At 50.2% G+C, this 18,721-nt stretch carries 19 protein-coding genes; 1 reads left to right on the top strand and 18 read right to left on the bottom strand.

The window, feature by feature from the left end:
• Positions 1-3 precede the first annotated feature (3 nt).
• The 4 genes from IT774_RS09030 to cmoA all read right to left on the bottom strand — a co-directional run bounded on the left by IT774_RS09030 (position 4) and on the right by cmoA (position 4,116).
• Positions 4-1,227 carry a glycosyltransferase family protein gene (locus tag IT774_RS09030; RefSeq protein WP_195809504.1) on the bottom strand — a complete coding sequence of 408 codons (1,224 nt, stop codon included), beginning with the start codon at positions 1,225-1,227 and terminating at the stop codon, positions 4-6.
• A gap of 8 nt (positions 1,228-1,235) precedes the next feature.
• On the bottom strand, positions 1,236-2,060 hold the full coding sequence (locus tag IT774_RS09025) for an HAD-IIB family hydrolase (RefSeq protein WP_195809503.1): 825 nt from the start codon (positions 2,058-2,060) through the stop codon (positions 1,236-1,238).
• 335 nt (positions 2,061-2,395) lie between these two features.
• Positions 2,396-3,370, bottom strand: coding sequence for a tRNA 5-methoxyuridine(34)/uridine 5-oxyacetic acid(34) synthase CmoB (gene cmoB / locus IT774_RS09020; RefSeq protein WP_195812252.1), 975 nt, complete (start codon positions 3,368-3,370; stop codon positions 2,396-2,398).
• A gap of 5 nt (positions 3,371-3,375) precedes the next feature.
• Positions 3,376-4,116, bottom strand: coding sequence for a carboxy-S-adenosyl-L-methionine synthase CmoA (cmoA, locus tag IT774_RS09015; protein WP_195809502.1), 741 nt, complete (start codon positions 4,114-4,116; stop codon positions 3,376-3,378).
• A gap of 173 nt (positions 4,117-4,289) precedes the next feature.
• On the opposite strand from cmoA, the gene IT774_RS09010 reads away from it, so the two are divergent.
• Entirely contained in the window at positions 4,290-4,925 is a 636-nt protein-coding gene (locus IT774_RS09010; protein WP_195809501.1) for a response regulator transcription factor, read from the top strand.
• On the opposite strand, the gene IT774_RS09005 is transcribed toward IT774_RS09010, so the two are convergent.
• The 14 genes from IT774_RS09005 to leuS all read right to left on the bottom strand — a co-directional run bounded on the left by IT774_RS09005 (position 4,922) and on the right by leuS (position 18,684).
• Positions 4,922-5,113 carry a hypothetical protein gene (locus tag IT774_RS09005; RefSeq protein WP_195809500.1) on the bottom strand — a complete coding sequence of 64 codons (192 nt, stop codon included), beginning with the start codon at positions 5,111-5,113 and terminating at the stop codon, positions 4,922-4,924. The two genes, IT774_RS09010 and IT774_RS09005, sit on opposite strands and share 4 nt — an antisense overlap.
• A gap of 596 nt (positions 5,114-5,709) precedes the next feature.
• A complete protein-coding gene (gene lipA, locus IT774_RS09000) occupies positions 5,710-6,672 on the bottom strand; it encodes a lipoyl synthase (RefSeq protein WP_195809499.1) in 963 nt (320 codons plus the stop codon).
• Positions 6,665-7,249, bottom strand: coding sequence for a lipoyl(octanoyl) transferase LipB (gene lipB / locus IT774_RS08995; protein ID WP_232365195.1), 585 nt, complete (start codon positions 7,247-7,249; stop codon positions 6,665-6,667). Before lipB ends, lipA begins: the two co-directional genes overlap by 8 nt.
• Positions 7,250-7,321: 72 nt before the next feature.
• Positions 7,322-7,585, bottom strand: coding sequence for a DUF493 family protein YbeD (gene ybeD / locus IT774_RS08990; RefSeq protein ID WP_195809497.1), 264 nt, complete (start codon positions 7,583-7,585; stop codon positions 7,322-7,324).
• An 87-nt stretch (positions 7,586-7,672) separates the two neighbouring features.
• A complete protein-coding gene (locus IT774_RS08985) occupies positions 7,673-8,866 on the bottom strand; it encodes a D-alanyl-D-alanine carboxypeptidase family protein (RefSeq protein ID WP_195809496.1) in 1,194 nt (397 codons plus the stop codon).
• A gap of 184 nt (positions 8,867-9,050) precedes the next feature.
• On the bottom strand, positions 9,051-9,980 hold the full coding sequence (locus tag IT774_RS08980; RefSeq protein ID WP_195812251.1) for a septal ring lytic transglycosylase RlpA family protein: 930 nt from the start codon (positions 9,978-9,980) through the stop codon (positions 9,051-9,053).
• A complete protein-coding gene (rodA, locus tag IT774_RS08975; RefSeq protein ID WP_195812250.1) occupies positions 9,980-11,080 on the bottom strand; it encodes a rod shape-determining protein RodA in 1,101 nt (366 codons plus the stop codon). Before rodA ends, IT774_RS08980 begins: the two co-directional genes overlap by 1 nt.
• A gap of 17 nt (positions 11,081-11,097) precedes the next feature.
• A complete protein-coding gene (mrdA, locus tag IT774_RS08970; RefSeq protein WP_195809495.1) occupies positions 11,098-12,993 on the bottom strand; it encodes a penicillin-binding protein 2 in 1,896 nt (631 codons plus the stop codon).
• Between the two features lie 7 nt (positions 12,994-13,000).
• Positions 13,001-13,471, bottom strand: a complete 471-nt coding sequence (rlmH, locus tag IT774_RS08965) for a 23S rRNA (pseudouridine(1915)-N(3))-methyltransferase RlmH (protein WP_195809494.1) — start codon at positions 13,469-13,471, stop codon at positions 13,001-13,003.
• Between the two features lie 72 nt (positions 13,472-13,543).
• Positions 13,544-13,894 carry a ribosome silencing factor gene (gene rsfS, locus IT774_RS08960; RefSeq protein WP_408641182.1) on the bottom strand — a complete coding sequence of 117 codons (351 nt, stop codon included), beginning with the start codon at positions 13,892-13,894 and terminating at the stop codon, positions 13,544-13,546.
• Positions 13,887-14,540: a nicotinate (nicotinamide) nucleotide adenylyltransferase gene (gene nadD / locus IT774_RS08955; protein WP_195809493.1), complete on the bottom strand. Its 654-nt coding sequence runs from the start codon at positions 14,538-14,540 to the stop codon at positions 13,887-13,889. The genes rsfS and nadD overlap by 8 nt, the downstream gene beginning before the upstream one ends.
• Positions 14,537-15,568: a DNA polymerase III subunit delta gene (holA, locus tag IT774_RS08950; RefSeq protein WP_195809492.1), complete on the bottom strand. Its 1,032-nt coding sequence runs from the start codon at positions 15,566-15,568 to the stop codon at positions 14,537-14,539. Before holA ends, nadD begins: the two co-directional genes overlap by 4 nt.
• 6 nt (positions 15,569-15,574) lie before the next feature.
• A complete protein-coding gene (locus tag IT774_RS08945) occupies positions 15,575-16,081 on the bottom strand; it encodes an LPS-assembly lipoprotein LptE (protein ID WP_195809491.1) in 507 nt (168 codons plus the stop codon).
• Entirely contained in the window at positions 16,081-18,684 is a 2,604-nt protein-coding gene (leuS, locus tag IT774_RS08940; RefSeq protein WP_195809490.1) for a leucine--tRNA ligase, read from the bottom strand. Before leuS ends, IT774_RS08945 begins: the two co-directional genes overlap by 1 nt.
• Positions 18,685-18,721: the final 37 nt, after the last annotated feature.

The following is an 18,721-nucleotide window of genomic DNA, read 5'->3' as shown; positions in this document are numbered from 1 at the left end:
AGACTACTCCAGTAATTCAGATGTATCCGCCTCTACTGCTTCGAGCAGCCGATCAAGAATATCAGGTACGGCACTGGTGACCCGGTTCCAGCTTGGAATAAACGGGGTTTGCATGGGGCTGTCTAAGAAGCTCTGGCCCGCTTTCATAATATTGCTGGCAAACATTTCCACCGCTTTTTCTTCACGGTGAATATCCAGATTCAGCCCATTCATGATGGCGTCATTATGATAGGTTTCGACAAAGTCCAGCGCAATCCGGTAATACGTGGCTTTTACTGCCCGGAAGGTTTCGGGACTGAAGGCCACGCCCTGGGTGGCTAATTTGCGAAACAGAGCTTTGGTAATGTCGATAGACATTTTAGACAAACCGCCCTGATCATCGTGCAGCGATAAATCCTGGTGTTTATGGTCGTAGGTTTCGGCGATATCGGCCTGACACAGCCGATTATGGGAATAATTACGGTGCATTTCCGACAATACGCCAATTTCCAGGCCCCAGTCACTGGGGATTCGGATATCATTAAGCACATCGCGACGAAACGAAAACTCTCCGGCTAGCGGATAGCGAAAGCTGTCCATAAATTCGAGGTATTCATTATCGCCTAAGGTACGCTTTAAGGCGCGTAATAACGGAGTAACCAGCAGGCGTGACACCCGGCCGTTAATCTTGCCATCGGCAACCCGGGCGTAATAGCCTTTGCAAAACTCATAGTTAAACATGGGGTTTGCCACCGGGTAGATCAGTCTGGCTAATAAATCGCGATTGTAGGTTAAAATATCACAGTCATGCAGGGCCACGGATTCGGCGCGATTTGAGGCCAAAATATACCCCATGCAATACCAGACATTGCGGCCTTTACCCAATTCTTTTGGTGCCAGTCCCAGTTCGGTAAGCTCTTTATCAAGAGCCTGCAGACGAGGCCCATCATTCCACAGTATCCGGTGATGCTGCGGCAGCTTGCCAAAAAATTTCAAAGCACTTTTGTATTGCTCTTTGTCCGCGCGGTCCAGCCCGATAACAATCTCAGACAAGTATGGAACCTGTTGTAAGTGCTCAAGAATATTGGGCAGGGCCTCGCCCTCAAGCTCGGAATATAGCGACGGCAGAATCAACGCCATCGGGCGTTTCTGAGAAAAGCGAAGTAGCTCTGCCTCCAGCTCTTCGGTGGGACGATTTGCCAGATTATGTAAGGTTGTCACCACACCGTTTTGATAAAAGTCGGCCATGTATACTCCTAAATAGGTAATGAAAGCAATGTTGTCAGTGTCTCGTTCCAGCCAGCGGGGCCATGTTGGGTACTGGTGTAAACCTGTTGTTGTTTTTGTAATTCTGGCGGCTCGTGATTGGGCGAATGGATGCGTATGGCAATGTCTGCTGCTTCGAGCATCGCAATATCGTTGTTGCCATCGCCCAGGGCCACCGATTGTGTCCGGACATTATGCTGGCGCTGATATTCGTTGCATAACCATTGTAATGCCTGGCCTTTATCACAGTCTCCTGAAATATGAATAAACCGGCCGCCCTCTAAAGGATAGCCACCCCGGGCTGAAATTGCCTCTATAAAGGCCTGTTTTGCCGACGCTTCGCCTTGCCAAAGTACCGGCTCACCATATTGGCGACGAGCGGCCCGGCGTGCATCATCTTCATTCAACCCGGTGGCGTGCTGAATTTGCTTCAGACTCATGGCACTGAAATGGGTAAACTGCTGATCAAATTCGGCTTTTATCTGTTCCAAAAGTTGCAGCCAGTGCTGTTTAGATGAAATAAACGATTTGCACCAAAAGCCGTCCTGCCATACGGTTCCGGCAGGCTTTTGATCAAAAAAGTTATGAGGAATAAACACCGCCGCGCCGTTTTCTACAATAAAAGGCCCGTTCAGCCCGATGGTTTTTCTTAATACCAGCATCTCAGCATAGGTTTTGCTGGTGGTGGGAATCACTGGGATCTGCTGCTGCGCCAATGCTTCAAGCGCAGGTCTGGCTGGCTCATAACTATAGGTATTGTGATCCAGCAGGGTGCCATCCATATCGGTAAAAACCAGCGTTTGCATTGATGTCATGTGCTACCTTGTAAAGCGTAAATTTGAAAAAAAAACGGCCTGTTGCGGCTACATCACCCAAATGAAAAGGCGTGGTTTAGATGCGTTTAACAGGGATAAAGCACAAACCACGCCATAGGCGTAAGCACAACGTGCAGTTAAAACGCAGGGACCGGCTGGAATGATCACTTGAAAAGCGATATCCGCGGCGCCGGGCAGCAGGCTGTGGCAGGAACCACGAATGGCATTAGCCCGACAGGGGCAAAGGCAATGCACCACACTGCACCAAAACAGGGCCAAAACAAGGCAAATGCGCCAAGATGGCGCACAGCCTCTACGAGTCTTAACCTCGAAGGTTATTTGCGGGTAGCAATCAGTACCGCACGTTTGGGGGCGGGATAACCTTCAATGGTTTTGGTAAGGTCGTGGGGGTCCAGAAAATCTTTCAGGCTCTGGTTAGGCATCCAGTCTGTGGCGCGCTGCTCATCCAGGCTGGTGGTATTCACATCTACTACCGTAATATCTTTAAAACCCAGGCGCTCCAGCCAGGTGGACAGGGCTGCTAGAGAAGGCAAAAACCAGACATTACGCATTTGAGCGTAGCGTTCGCCGGGCATGAAGACCGTATGTTCATCACCTTCTACAATAAGCGTTTCAAGCACCAGTTCACCCCCGGAACGCAGCTGGGCTTTAAGCTGCTCTAAAAACTGCAGGGGATCTTTACGATGATAAAGCACGCCCATGGAAAATACCGTATCGAAGGCCTGGACTGGCTGCATTTGTTCAATGCCGAGTGGCAGATAATGAACCGGAGCGGGACCGATAAAATGCTTGATGGCCTGAAACTGAATCAAAAACAGGTTGGTAGGGTCGATACCAAAGACACATTTGGCCTGTTCTCCATACATTCGCCACAGGTGATAGCCACTGCCGCAGCCGACATCCAATACTTTTCGGTTAGCCAGCGGGGAGAGATGTTTTGCCACCCGATCCCATTTCCAATCCGAGCGCCATTCGGTGTCCACATCAATGCCATACAAATTGAAGGGACCTTTTCGCCACGGCATAAACTGCCGTAACAAGCCGGCGATTTGTTTGCTTTGATAATCGGTGAGGTCGTTGGCGTTACCGACTTTAACCTGGGTGGCAAGATCAATATCAGCGCCAGGCAGGGCCGGAAGTTTATCAATTAACCGACACCATTTATTAAATTCGCCATGCTGGCCATGTTGGTCCCACTGCTGTAATTGTGCCGGTAAGCTTTCCAGCCAATGGCTTAAACCATTTTCAATCAGGCAGGAATAAGCGCTATCAAACCACTGGCGGGCCAGAGTATTCATGTGCTTTTTCCTTTTATTGCTACCAACGACATAAAGTTGTAGCACTGATACCACTTCACCACGTCGTCAAAGCCTGCCTCCAGCAGTCGTTGTTGGTGCGCATCAAATGAGTCAGTCAGCATCACATTCTCCAGCGCCGCGCGTTTTTGGGAAACCTCCAGTTCGCTATAACCATTATCCCGCTTGAACTGATGATGCAGGTCAATCAGCAGTTCATTGCCGCTTAGGGTGGGGTGGCTGACCTTTTCTGACAACACTAAAATAGCACCAGGATTCATGCCGGCATAAATGCGCTGTAATAACGCCAGACGATCGTCAGGCTGAATAAACTGCAAGGTAAAATTCATAATCACCATGGATGCATTTTCAATGTCGGTTTCCTGCGCCAGCTTTTGCTCCACAGTGATAGGGTTAGGCAGGGCGAAGGAGGCAATGGTTCGACTACAGCGTTCGACCATGGCTTTGGAGCTGTCGATGGCAATGATGTCGCAGGGGGTATCATGGGTAGCACGAGCCACCGATAAACTGGCTGCACCTAAAGAGCAGCCGAGATCATACACCTTGGTGGCGCTTTTTACATAGCGGCTGGCAAGCTCGCCAATGGTATGCACGATGGTCTGATACCCGGGCACCGAACGTTTTATCATATCGGGAAAAACATCAGCCACCGCTTCATCAAAGGTAAAGTCGTCTACCGATTGCATCGGGTTGGCAAAGATTTTGTCTTGTTTACTCACACTGACAGGCCTTAGCTAAACACAGAATGGGCCAATTTTACCTGTCTTGCGGTAATTTCCAATTGCTTCGTGACAAAACTTATTGTTTACTCCGCTATATTTGCTTTTTGCACTTTCGGTTATTAGTCTAAAGTATTACTGTAAGGCATAATTATTTAGGTTTGGGAATAAACATGACGCAGATTTTAGTTGCCGACGATCATCCGTTGTTTCGGGAGGCACTGCGAGGTGCACTGGCGCCATACTTCGAAAATACGGAAATTCTAGAGGCAGATTCCCTTGATTCAATGCTGGCGGTACTCAACGAGCAGCGTGAGATAGAGCTGATTCTGCTGGACCTGACTATGCCAGGGGCAGAGTATTTCAACGGCTTGATCTCAGTGCGCGAAGCCTATCCGGATATTCCGGTGGCCGTGGTGTCGGCCAGTGAAGGTATTGAGGTGGTGGCGCAGGTGATGAGCTTAGGCGCGCAGGGGTTTATTCCAAAATCCACCCCTACCAAAGACATTGCTCAGGCCATTAAACATATCACCGAAGGCGACACCTGGATTCCAGAGTCAATGCACGCTGAGCTGGAAACCGTGGATGCGGAAATGGCCCAGTTGTTACAGCGCTTTCGGGAACTGACCCCCAAGCAGATTCAGGTGTTGTCATTTTTACGGGCCGGGCTTATGAACAAACAAATCGCCCACGAAATGAATGTCACCGAAGCGACCATCAAAGCCCACATCAGCGCCATTTTGCGCAAACTGGAAATCAATACCCGGACCCAGGCGGTATTATTGATGGACAAACTGCAGTTAAGTTAAGCACAGAAAAACGCCAAAGGGATACCTACCGGACCTGAGGTTTTGTATACCTCTTTGGCTTTACCGTCACGGTGATGCAAGGTCTTGCCCGCAGTTTGGCTGGCCCGGGAAAAGCGTACGCCCTCCATGTTGCTGGTAACCATGTTGCTGGCCACCATGTTGCTGGCCACCATATTGACCGTCGCCATAAAAAACCTTGGTACTTAACTGGCGCTGTGCCCGGCGCCAGGCGATTATCGCTGGCCTGCAACTGTTACGGTGAGTTAACTGAGCTCATCCCCGCTAACCCCCGGTTTATATTGTTAAGCATTCCCGTATTCTTGGTAACACGTACCACGCAACAGATCACTTACCGTTCAAAGCGGTGGAGCGCACCTGTGACTGTTAAGCGTTTTTACCGACAAGGACGACCCACAACCACAGCCCACAAGGCCTGAGCACAAGGTACGGGACAAGCCGGGCTTTGTAAGCGTAAAGAAAGTGGGACGGTAGTATAAAAATAGCCTGGGCAAACCAGGTAGTGCCTATACGCAACCGGTGCAGCGCAGCAGGGAGATAACTATTTCAGGTGCTGACCCGCCCGGTGTTAATGCCGTGTCATCAACCCTACGGCAAACCAACAAAAAAGCGTTCGTACCATGCAATACACAGTACGAACGCTTTATCCTTTTATACTTAGCTGAGCTCAGCTTCGCCAGCAGATAAGTACCGGCGGGTCATTGGCGCAAAGCCATGGCTTACCAGATACTTATCAGGCCAGACGTTTAATGCTGGCCAGCCCGCTTTATTTTACTTCTTTGCCCGCCGCCTGCTGATCAGCATGGTAGCTGGAGCGTACCATGGGACCACACGCAGCCTGGGTAAAGCCGATCTCGCGGGCATAATCACCCAGCGCATCAAATTCGGTAGGATGCACATATTTTTTAACCGGATAATGATGGCGACTGGGTTGCAGATACTGGCCCAGGGTCAGCATATCAACATTGTGTTCACGCAGGTCGCGCAACACGCCTTTTATCTCGTCGCTTTCTTCACCCATGCCCATCATCAGACCTGACTTGGTAGGAATATGCGGATGTTGAGCTTTGAATTTTTTCAGTAAGTCCAGTGACCACTGATAGTTGGCACCAGGCCGACATTCGCGATATAGGCGCGGTATGGTTTCCAGATTGTGATTAAACACATCCGGCACGCCGTTTTTGAATATTTCCAGGGCGCGATCCATACGGCCACGAAAATCCGGCACCAGGACTTCAATGGTGGTGCTGGGGCTGTGATGTCGAATGGCATTGATACAATCAACAAAATGTTGCGCACCGCCATCGCGTAAATCATCACGGTCAACCGACGTGATCACCACATATTTGAGATCCATTTCGGCAATGGTGGTGGCCAGCTTTTCTGGTTCTTCAGCGCTTGGTGGTAATGGCTTACCATGACCCACATCACAAAACGGGCACCGACGGGTACAGATATCACCCAGAATCATAAAGGTGGCGGTACCATGATTGAAGCACTCTGCCAAGTTCGGACAGCTGGCTTCTTCACAAACCGAGTGCAAATTATTTTTGCGCAAGGTTTTTTTGATATGGTCAATTTTATCAGTGGTGCGCGGAAGCTTGATCTTGATCCACTCTGGCTTGCGCAGCATCTCTTCTTTTTCAGTCGGGACAATGGTGACCGGAATATGTTTGACTTTTTCATCGTCGCGGAGCTTCACTCCGGCTTGGGGACGTGCGTTACTCATCAAAACCTTCTTTATACTGTGTATCCTGAATGTCTAACTCATTCAGTAAATTCGCGATAAGTGCCGGGCCCGCCTGGGCAAGGGTCTCAGGACCATTAAGCCGCTGAGTATCCGTCATCTGCATGCCCGCGTAGCCACACGGATTAATTCGCTCAAAAGGGGTCAGATCCATTGCAACATTCAGGGCCAGGCCATGAAAAGAACAGCCTCGTCGAATGCGTAATCCCAACGAACAAACTTTTTGTTCATCGACATACACCCCAGGAGCATCTTTTTTGGCATAAGCCAGAATTTTGAAATCACCTAATAACGAAATAACCGCATTTTCCATTGCGTTCACCAGATGGCGAACGCCGAGTTTGCGTCGTTTGATGTCCAGCATCAGGTAAATAACCTGCTGGCCGGGACCGTGGTAAGTCACCTGGCCGCCGCGATCTACATTGACCACCGGAATGTCGCCGGGCATCAGTATGTGTTCTGCTTTACCCGCCTGACCCTGCGTAAACACAGCATCATGTTCAACCAGCCAGATTTCATCAGCACAGTCAGCAGCGCGGGTGTCGGTAAAGTCCTGCATTTTTTGCCAGACCGGTGTATAAGGCTGGCGGCCAAGTTGCCGAACCACCAAAGAGGGAAGCTCAGTAGCCACTTATAGTACGACCCTTACCAATTCAAGCTCGGCCAGTTCGGTGTAAATGGTTTCCATATGCGCTTTGCTGGTTACCTTAACACTCACTGACACAGAATGATAATTGCCTTTACTGCTAGGCTTTACAGTAGGGCTGTAATCCCCTGGAGCATGTTGTTGCAAACACGCAATAACCTGATTAGGCAACTCATCGTCTGCTACGCCCATTACCTTAAATGTCTGATAGGTAGGGAATTCAAGTAGTTCATCAAAACGGGTATCCATGCGATATCCTTGACTGCAAATAAAAAACGGCCAGATTGTAACAAATCTGGCCGCCTTAGAACTAGGTTTTAATGTGTTTTATCTGGCTTACTCTTCCCAGCCAATCTGCAACATAGCCCAATCCCAGACGCGATCTACCAAACTGCCTTCGTTCACTTCCTGCAAAGTGACCAGGGGATATTCGGCGACATCTTTACCTTCAAGCTGAATATAAAGCGTTCCCACCACTTCGCCTTTGGCTAAGGGGGCTTCCAGTTTTTTGTCCAGTTCAAAGTTGGCTTCAAGATTTTCGGCCTGACCACGAGGGATAGTAATCGGCGTTGCCTGATTGATGCCTAAATCTACAGTATCACGGTCGCCCATATAAATACGGTGCGCCACAAAACTTTCGCCGGCTTCATAAGGCGTTACGGTTTCATAGAAACGAAAGCCATAACGAAGCAGCTTTTTGTTTTCAACTTTGCGTGAGCGCTCGCTGTCGGTGCCCATGACGACCGCCACCAACCGCATACCACCTTGTTCTGCCGACGTGATAAGGCTATAGCCAGCATCAGAAGTATGGCCGGTTTTGATGCCATCTACATTTAAGCTTTTGTCCCACAGCAGGCTGTTACGGTTGTATTGTTTGATACCGTTGTAAGTAAACTCTTTTTCACTGTAGATATCGTAAATTTCGCGGGTTTCAGAAACCAGTGCGCGGGATAAAATGGCCATGTCTGAGGGCGTAACATAATGCTCCGGATCGTGCAGACCGTGGCTGTTCACAAAATGCGAGCCGGTCATTCCCAATGACTGCGCATGGGCATTCATCATGCTGGCAAACGCATCTTCTGAGCCTGCCACATGCTCGGCCATTGCTACACAGGCATCGTTGCCTGACTGAATGATGATGCCGCGGATCAAGTCGGCTACTTTGACCTGGGTGCCCACTTCGATAAACATCTTTGACGAGTCAGGAAATTTTTTGGCCCAGGCATTTTCAGAAATGGTGACTTCATCATCCATACTGATATTGCCGGCTTCCAGCTCTTTTCCGATGACATAGGTGGTCATCATCTTGGTCAGACTGGCTGGAAAGATTTGCATATCTGCATTTTTCGAGGCAATGACATGACCGGTGTCATAATCCATCAATACAAACCCTTCACCATCAACATTGGGTGGCGGTGGAGTGACGACGGCGGCATTCGCTGACAGACAAAAAACCGATAGTAGCAGGGTCATAAAGGCCATAAATCGGACACTGGCTGAAGGCTTAGCGCGTTTACTATTATTATACATGATTGATCTTAGTTACCGTGTTGTTGTTACTTACAGGAGCTTTTGACAAAGTGTATCGTATGCCCCGCGGGAGGACTAGGTTTGCGCACAAAAGTTTAACAGGTTTGCCATGAAAAACACGTTTTGCCAGACAAAGCCCTGAATTTGCTCTTTATGTGCCCTATAGTTGCCGCTGCCAGGCCGTTTATAACTGCGCCTCAACGGTATAGGCGTTGGGATAGCCGTTACTCTTAAGCTCTTCGAGCAGCATTTGCGCCTGAAATCTGTCTTTTAGAGGCCCCAGCCGCAGTTTATAAATATTGTTTATCAGTGGAATCTGGGTGGGAACCTGGTACAACGCGGCCAGCACGGTTGAAACGGACTGCGCTTTTTCAAGATTACTGAGTGCTGCCACCTGAATAAATACCGATTTATCTGCCGGGGTTGCTACGCCGTCAGGCGCGTTGCTTACTGGCCCCTGAGCCGCAGTGCTGTTCTCGCGGGCCACAGACGTACCGCTAGCGGAGGGCTGCGCGCCAGACCTGCGGCCGGCGTATTGGGCATAACTGATGGTGGGCTGCTTACCCACGGTAACATTATTGTCTTTATCAAAATGAATGACTTCCAGTTTGACCCTGGCCGTACCATGTTGCTGATAACCAAGTTTATGAGCAGCGGCGTAGGACAAATCAATAATCCGGTTCGAATGAAACGGCCCGCGGTCATTGACCCGGACGATAGCCGATTGGTTGTTTGCCAGATTGGTCACGCGTACAAAACTTGGAAGAGGCAGGGTTTTATGGGCGGCCGTCATGGCAAACATGTCATAGGTTTCGCCATTTGAGGTTAAATGCCCGTGAAACTTCTGACCATACCAGGAGGCATACCCTTCCTGCTCGAAGCCTTTGCCGGTTTGCATAGGAATATACCGTTTACCCAGCACTTCATAAGGGCGGCTATTAAAACTACGGTAAGGTTCGTAGCGGGGGACCGCATCGGTTAAATCATAGGCGCCGTATTCAAAAGTGGGCGCCGAATCCTGATGCTGCGCATAACGGCCGCTGGGCGCCTGACAGGCACTCAGCAGAAAAACCGCCAGTATAAACAGCAGTGCTTTGAAAACAGAGAATGACATCATCGGGTTAAAAAGCGTTGTTGGGTGGCAATACGCATAAGCATGCCAAACCCGGCCATCAAAGTCACCATCGATGAGCCGCCAAAGCTTACCAGGGGTAAAGGCACGCCTACTACCGGTAACAGGCCTGATACCATGCCCATATTTACAAACACATACACAAAGAAGGTCAGGGTAATACTGCCGGCGAGCAACTTGCTGTAGGGATCCTGGGCCTGATTGGCAATCATCAGACCCCGGCAAATAATAAAGATATAAATGGCCAGCAACCCCAGAACCCCAATGAGCCCGAATTCTTCGCTAAATACCGCGAAGATAAAGTCGGTGTGGCGTTCCGGCAAAAATTCCAGCTGGGACTGGGTGCCCTGTAACCAGCCTTTGCCTTCAAGACCGCCCGAGCCAATGGCAATTTTTGACTGAATAATGTGATAGCCAGAGCCTAGCGGATCGCTTTCCGGGTTCAAAAATGTCAATACCCGCTGCTTTTGATATTCTTTCATCAGAAAAAACCACATGACCGGCAAAAAGGCGCCCACCATGCCGGCCACGATAATAATCAGACGCCAGCTCATACCGGCCAGAAAAATAGCAAAAATACCGGAACTGGCGACCAGCAGGGAGGTGCCTAAATCGGGTTGTCTGGCAATAAGAATAGTAGGCACCACCACCAGGGCGAATGCCGTGGCCACATGCACGGTGCGAGGCGGCAGCGTGTATTTACTGATATACCAGGCCACCATCATGGGGACCGCCAGTTTCATCATCTCAGAAGGCTGAAACCGGATAAACTGCAAGTCCAGCCAGCGCTGCGCCCCTTTACCCATATCTCCGAAGAAAATGACCGCCAACAGCATCATCACGCCAATCAAAAAACTGATGGGGGATAATCTTCGGATAAACATAATAGGGAATTGGGCCAGTACCAGCATTACCAGAAAACTCACCCCTAAACGGCGTAGCTGTCCTTCTATCTGGCCAACGTCCTGTCCGGCAGCAGAATACAGGGTCACCAGCCCGACCCCGGTAAGGGTAATCAGCCCCAGTAACAAGATGGCATCAATATGAAACCGTTCCAGCCACGTGATTTTGTGGGCGCTCATGGTGCTATTGGCCGACTTCACAACGCCTCCTGACTTTCAACGGTGGTCAGGCCGCCTGCCACCTGATCAAAATAAAAATCCATTACCTGGCGGGCCACCGGCGCCGCATTAGAACTCCCCCCGCCGGCATTTTCAATAACAACGGTCACCGAGACCTGGGGGTCGTCGTAAGGGGCAAAACCGACATACATAGCATTATCGCGCAGGTGCTCGGCCACTTCATCGGCATTGTAGGACTCATTCTGGCCCACCGAGAACAGCTGTGCGGTGCCGGTTTTACCCGCCGAGACATAGCCCACATCTTCAAAGGCATGACGGGCGGTACCTTCTTCGCCATTGACGACCTTCCACATGGCATCCAGCACAATATCCCAGTTCTTTTCTTCTTTAACTTCATAGGGGCGTAAGGTTTTCAAAGGCTCTAAATCAATGTTGCCGTGGTCCTGCATATAGCCCCGCATTATCTGCGGAACAAAGCGCTTGCCATGATTGATTAAGGTGTTGATAGACTGATTGAGCTGCACCGGGGTGGCTGTCCAGAAGCTTTGTCCGATTCCTACCGGGATGGTATCGCCGATATACCATGGCTGATTGAAACGGGCACGCTTCCAGCCCCGGCTGGGCATATTGCCATCAGACTCTTCATACAAATCAATACCGGTGTAATCCCCAAACCCGAATTCGCTCATGGCAGCACTGATTTTATCGATGCCCAGCTTATAGGCCAGATCATAATAATAGGTATCGCAGGATACTTCGATGGCTTTGCTCACATCGACCTTGCCATGACCCCAACGTTTCCAGTCACGCCAGACATGGGACACATTAGGCAGCCGGAAGCGCCCGGTATCATTGATGGTGTAGCTGGTGGTGATGGTATCTGTGTCTAGTCCCAGCAGTGCCAGATGCGGCTTAATGGTCGAAGCCGGCGGGTATTGGCCCTGGGTGGCCCGGTTAATCAGCGGACGGTCGGGCGAGTTCAGCAGGGCGCTATAATTTTTTCGGCTAATACCATGAACAAACAGGTTGGGGTCATAACTGGGATTGGAATACATTGCCAGCATCCCGCCGGTGCGTGGGTCGGATACCACCACGGTACCACGCTGCTCTTTCAGGGTTTTTTGCACCGCCATTTGCAGCTGCAAATCAATATTGAGCACGATATCTTTGCCCGGTGTGGGAGGGTCGACATGCAGGGTGCGGATAATACGCCCCTGGCTATTGACCTCTACCTGCTGATAGCCCACTTCACCATGCAGTTTATTTTCATGATATTTTTCAATCCCCAGCTTACCCATATCATGGGTGGCCGCGTAGTTGGCCTCCTGGCCAGCCTCTACTATTTTTTGTAAATCTTTTTTATTGATTTTGGCCACGTATCCTAAAATATGGGTAAGTGTATCGCCATAGGGATAATAGCGGGACAATCGGGCTTCTATAGAAACGCCGGGGAACCGGTGTTGCTGGGCAGAAAAACGGGCGACTTCCTGCTCAGTAAGCTGTGTGCGCAGGGCCACCGGCTTAAATCGGCGCTGACCCTTACTGTTCTTATTAAAATTGGCCAGTTCTTCATCGCTAAGTTGCATCAGTTCGGTAAGCTGTTGCAAGGTAGCACCAAGATCGTCAATTTTTTCGGGGATAACTTCAAGACTGAACACCGGGCGGTTTTCAGCCAGCAGGACGCCATTGCGGTCGTAAATGAGACCCCGGTTAGGCGCGATAGGCACCACCTTAATACGATTGCCATTGGAACGGGTCTGGTAATCTTCAAACTGGCTAACCTGCAACATATACAGATTGCTCACTACCACCGTAAGCATTCCTATGACAATCAGCAGCGCAATCGCTGCCCGCCGGGCGAATAAATTAGCTTCGGCGCTGTGATCGCGGATATGCTGGCGCTTTCTTACCATACCTGACTCATTCCCGGTGATAGGGATGGTTTTGGGTGACTGACCACGCCCGATACAGGCTTTCGGTGACGATAATGCGTACCAGGGGGTGGGGTAGCGTCAATGGGGATAACGACCAGCGCTGTTCAGCCAAAGCCAGACATTCCGGGGCCAGCCCTTCAGGTCCGCCAATAAGCAAACTGACATCACGCCCATCCATTTTCCAGTTATCCAATTGACGCGCTAAAGCGGGCGTATCCCAGGGTTTGCCGGTGACTTCCAGCGTTACCACCCGGTGATCTTTAGGAATAAGCGCCAGGGTAGCCTGACCTTCTTTTTGCAAAACGCGTTTGATATCAGCATTTTTGCCACGTTTTTGCGCGGGTACTTCGGTGAAGCTGACCGGCATATCGGCGGGAAAGCGACGCAAAAACTCATTGGTACCGGTTTCAACCCAGCCAGGCATTTTGGTGCCTACCGCGACTATTTGAATGCGCAAAGCATGATCCCTGAATTAAACAACGGACTGGGGACACCTGCCCGGGCAGGTGTCCCCAGACTTAATCGGGCATTAGGCCCACAATTTTTCGAGCTGGTAAAAATCACGGGTATCATCCTGCATTACATGCACAATAACTTCCCCTAAATCTACCAATACCCACTCGCCGGTATCTTTACCTTCCACACTTAACGGCTGAATGCCGGCATGCTTGGCTTCTACCACCAGATTATCGGCAATAGCCGTAACATGGCGCTTTGAATTTCCTGAGCATACAATCATCAGATCAGTAATGCTGGACTTACCGGCAACATCCAGTTCCGTAATGTTGCGGCCTTTCATGTCATCAATTTTATCGATAACAAATTGCTTTAGTTCGGTGTTCTGCAAAGTGACTCCTTCACGGGTCGGGTTGTCAGACATATAGTCGGTTCTCTTTAATATAGTGTAATACGGATTGGGATACCCAGTCATCTACCTGGGCCGATTCTGGCGCTGATGCTTCAGCGCCCAGCCATTTTCGCAACTGCGTTGAAGAAATGGGCTGTAAGCCGGTTTGGGCAAAATACACCAATCCGGATAGTTCAGTATGTAGCCGCTGGACATCGTCGGTGCCATGCGCATCAGCAAAGGCCACTAATTCAGAGGCCAATGGGGGCTCAGTTGTAGCGCGTCTGAGGATCAGCAGATGACAAAGCTGGCTAAGCTGCTGCCACTGATGCCAGCTGGTTAGATTACGCCATGAGTCTTCGCCGATAATAAAAATAAGCGGGGCGTGTGGGTGTTGCTCACGCAGTGCCTGCAATGTTTTTATCGAATAAGACGGTTCGGGTAATTCCAGCTCGATTAATTGTGGGTATAAACGCTCAGAGGCTTCGCAGGCGTGTTTAACCATCGCCACCCGGTGATGCTCGCTCACGCCATCGGTCTGCTTATGTGGGGGCACTTTTGCAGGCATCAAGCCCACCTGAGCGACGTCTATTTCATCGGCGGCCTGCAAACAGGCGCGTACATGTCCCAGGTGGGGTGGGTTAAAGGTCCCACCAAATACACAAACTGGCGAATTCATGCCACACTGGCTCCTAGTGGTAAGGTCAGTGGCACCCCCATAAACAGCATACACAGATGGCATAGCTTTACATAAGGCCGCACCACCTGGTTTTGCTTAAACGCCACATCAGCATCTTTTAATTGTTCGCGAATTTGAGCTAACACCGGCTTCGACAGCCGTGCCAGTGCATTTTCATAACAACCCTGGCGATTGCGCCAGATACCAAAACGTTGCCAGCTGACTGGCTGATTTTGTTCCTGCAACGTCTTTAGCTTCCACAGTAGCTGAAATTCACGAATTAATGCCCAGATAACAATGTTTGGCTCGATACCTTCGCTTTCCAGCCGATACAGCATCTTTACACAGCGCTGCTGTTCACCACTTAGCATCACATCGATCAATTGAAATACCGTAAAGCGCGACTGATCAACAATAATTTGTTCGACCTGTTCGCGAGTTACGGTCTGGCCGGCATAGACCAGCGCCAGTTTTTCAATTTCCTGATGGGCTGCCAGCATGTTGCCTTCACAAAAATCGGCAATCAAAGCCACGGTAACGGCATCAGCTTTTACATTAAACTGCTGGAGGGTTTGCTGAATCCAGCTATGTAACTGCCGGCCTTCCAGGGCATAGCAAATGGAATGGACACCAATCGCATCCAGTGCTTTAAACCATTTTGCCTTTTGTACATCTTTACCAATTTTAGGGCCATGTACCAGCAACAGAATATCACTGGATAATCCTTCGGCAACACTTTGCAGCATTTTACTGCCTTCGGTGCCAGGTTTGCCGGTGGGCAATTCCAGTTCTATGAGTATCATCGAAGAAAACAATGACATCGCCTGGGTGGCTTCAAGCAACTGGCTCCAGCTAAAGTCTTTGTCGGCGACCAGCACCGTACGCTCCTCAAAGCCCTGTTTACGGGCCTGCTCACGCACCGCGTTCATCATGCTGAATTTTTGTTGTGGCTCATCACCAAACAACAAATAACAGGATTGTAAACCCTGGCTTAACTGTTCGTGAAAACGATTCGGATAAACCTGCATGCTGAGTTACTGCTCGCCGGCTTGACGGGCTAACTGGCGAATGATGCGATCGGCTGCTTCCTGACGCATTTCACTCACTACCAAATCAAGTTCCCGGGATTTTGCCAGCACTTTGTCGGGGTCATCCTGGTAGTCGCGTAAAACCTCGAAAGACGCCTGTAACGGATCTTTGTCCGGGAAAATCACCTGATAGGTGACGCCATAGATAAGCTCATATTCGGCCACCTGACCGGTGGAAAAAACCGACAGCAAGCGCCGCTCCAGCGTCTCTGGTTGCAGTCGAATAACCACGGTGTCAGCGTTATCCTTTAGTGCCTCCATTTCTATATGAGGGATCTGATAAACCTGTAGACGTGCTTTAAGCTCGCGCTTAAGCAACGCATGAGGCTTAACCGCACTCACAGCCACCTGCTGAAGCTCAGCAGGCAGTGCCTGTGAGCCACGCAGTGAAAAGCCACACCCGGCCAGGACCAGACACAGCAGGGGTACCAGCAGCGCAGATGGAGCTCTCATCAGTTAGCCACTATGTTAACCAGTTTGCCGGGCACCACAATAACCTTACGAATGGTTTTGTCCTGAACAAACTGCTGAACATTGGCATGGCCGGTGGCCAGCGCTTCAACTTCTGCTTTATCAGCAGCTGCGCTTACCGTAATCTTGGCTCTGACTTTGCCATTTACCTGTACCACGATAAGTTTTTCATCTTCCACCAGGGCCGCTTTATCAACTACCGGCCACGGCGCGCTTTCGATATCCTGCTGATGACCCAGTGCACTCCACAACTGATGACAGATATGCGGGGTGATCGGATTGAGCAATAGCAGTATGGCTTCTACCGCTTCGCGCATAATTGCCTGGTCGGTGGCGGTTTCCTGCGACGCTTTTTGCAGATGATTCAGCAATTCCATAATTGCCGCAATGGCGGTATTGAAGGTTTGTCGACGACCTAAATCATCGGTTACCTTGTCAATAGTACGGTGCAGTTCACGACGCAGGGATTTTTGTTCTTTAGACAATGCACTCAGGTCTGCCGGTTCTGCCACAGGGTACTGCAAATGGTCATGGACCAGTTTCCAGACCCGGCGTAAAAAGCGGTTGGCGCCTTCAACACCAGAGTCGACCCACTCAAGGGTTTGTTCAGGTGGCGCCGCAAACATGGTAAACAACCGAACCGTATCGGCACCATACTGGTCGATAACCTGCTGAGGATCGATCCCATTGTTCTTGGATTTTGACATCTTGGTCATGCCGCCATGCATAACCGGCTCATTGGTCGCCGTCAGCCAGGCTTTAACAATACGACCCTTGTCGTCTTTTTCAACCGAAACATCGGCCGGCGCGTGCCAGGTCTTTTTACCTTTAGTATCTTCAGTGTAATACGAGTCGGCCAGCACCATGCCCTGACACAGTAACCGTTTAAACGGTTCGTCAGACTCCACTAAGCCTTCATCACGCAACAGTTTGTGGAAAAAACGTGAGTACAGTAAATGCAAAATAGCGTGCTCAATGCCGCCAATATACTGGTCTACCGGCAACCAGTAGTTGGCCTGCTCGGGATTCAGCATCGCATCATTATGCTGGGCACTGCTGTAACGGGCGTAATACCAGGATGACTCCATAAAGGTGTCGAATGTATCGGTTTCACGCTGGGCTGGCTGGCCCTGATAAGTGGTGCTGGCCCACTCCGGATTATCTTTAATCGGGGAGGTAGTGCCATCCATCTGCACATCTTCTGGCAAGACCACCGGCAACTGGTCGGCAGGCACAGGTACAGACTCGCCATTTTCCAGATTCAGCATTGGAATCGGGGTTCCCCAATAGCGCTGGCGGCTTACGCCCCAGTCACGCAGGCGATAATTGACTTTTTTGGCGCCATGGCCGATGGACTCTAGTTTTTGGGCGATTTGGGCAAACGCCGCGTCAAAGTCCAGACCATTAAACTCTTCTGAGTTTATCAGCGTGCCTTTTTCGGTATAGGCACTCTGGTTTAAATCACACTCGCTCACCGCGTCTGCGGCTGGCTGAATAACCTGTTTAATGGGCAATTGATATTTTGTCGCAAACTCCCAGTCGCGCTGGTCATGACCCGGCACCGCCATGACCGCGCCAGAGCCATAATCCATCAGCACAAAGTTGGCGACCCAGATGGGCAGCTTTTCACCGGTGAGCGGATGAGTGGCAAACAAGCCGGTATCACAGCCTTTTTTCTCCATGGTGGCCAGTTCAGCTTCGGCCACTTTGGTATTTTTGCATTCTTCAATAAACTCGGCCAGCTGAGCATTGTTGCGGGCCGCGTAAGCCGCCAGCGGATGCTGGGCGGCAACGCCCACGTAACTGACGCCATAAAATGTATCCGGGCGGGTGGTGTACACCGACAGTTGTTCAATATCTGCCACTGGCTGAGCCAAATCAAATTTGATGTCCACCCCTTCGGAACGGCCAATCCAGTTCGCCTGCATGGCCCGAACCTGCTCCGGCCATTCCTCCAGTTTTTCAAGATCGGCCAGCAGTTCGTCGGCGTAGTCGGTTATTTTAATAAACCACTGCGGAATTTCTTTTTGTTCCACCAGTGCCCCTGAGCGCCAGCCACGACCATCGATAACCTGCTCATTGGCCAGTACGGTTTGGTCAATGGGATCCCAGTTAACGGTAGAGTTCTTTTTATACACCAGCCCTTTTTCATAAAGCCGGGTAAAAAACCATTGTTCCCAGCGATAGTATTCAGACTTACAGGTGGCAACTTCGCGATCCCAGTCATAGCCAAAGCCCAACGAATTGAGCTGATCTTTCATATACTCAATATTTTCGTAGGTCCATTTTGCCGGGGCGGTTTTGTTATTGATCGCCGCATTTTCGGCGGGTAGCCCAAACGCATCCCAACCCATCGGCTGTAGTACATTTTTGCCCTGCATACGCTGAAAACGACTGATGACATCACCAATGGTGTAGTTGCGTACGTGGCCCATATGCAGCCGACCGCTGGGATAGGGGAACATGGACAAGCAGTAAAATTTTTCCTGATCAGGATTTTCTGTTGCTTTGAAAGACTGGTTTTCAGCCCAGTATTGCTGAACCTGTTGTTCTATTTCTTTCGGGTTATACTGTTGTTCGGCCATGAAAATGAGGCTTCCGCGTTTAAAGTGAAAGTGGAGA

It is taken from the genome of Salinimonas marina, assembly GCF_015644725.1.
Lineage (GTDB): Bacteria > Pseudomonadota > Gammaproteobacteria > Enterobacterales > Alteromonadaceae > Alteromonas.
This window is presented reverse-complemented; position numbering and strand designations above follow the sequence as displayed.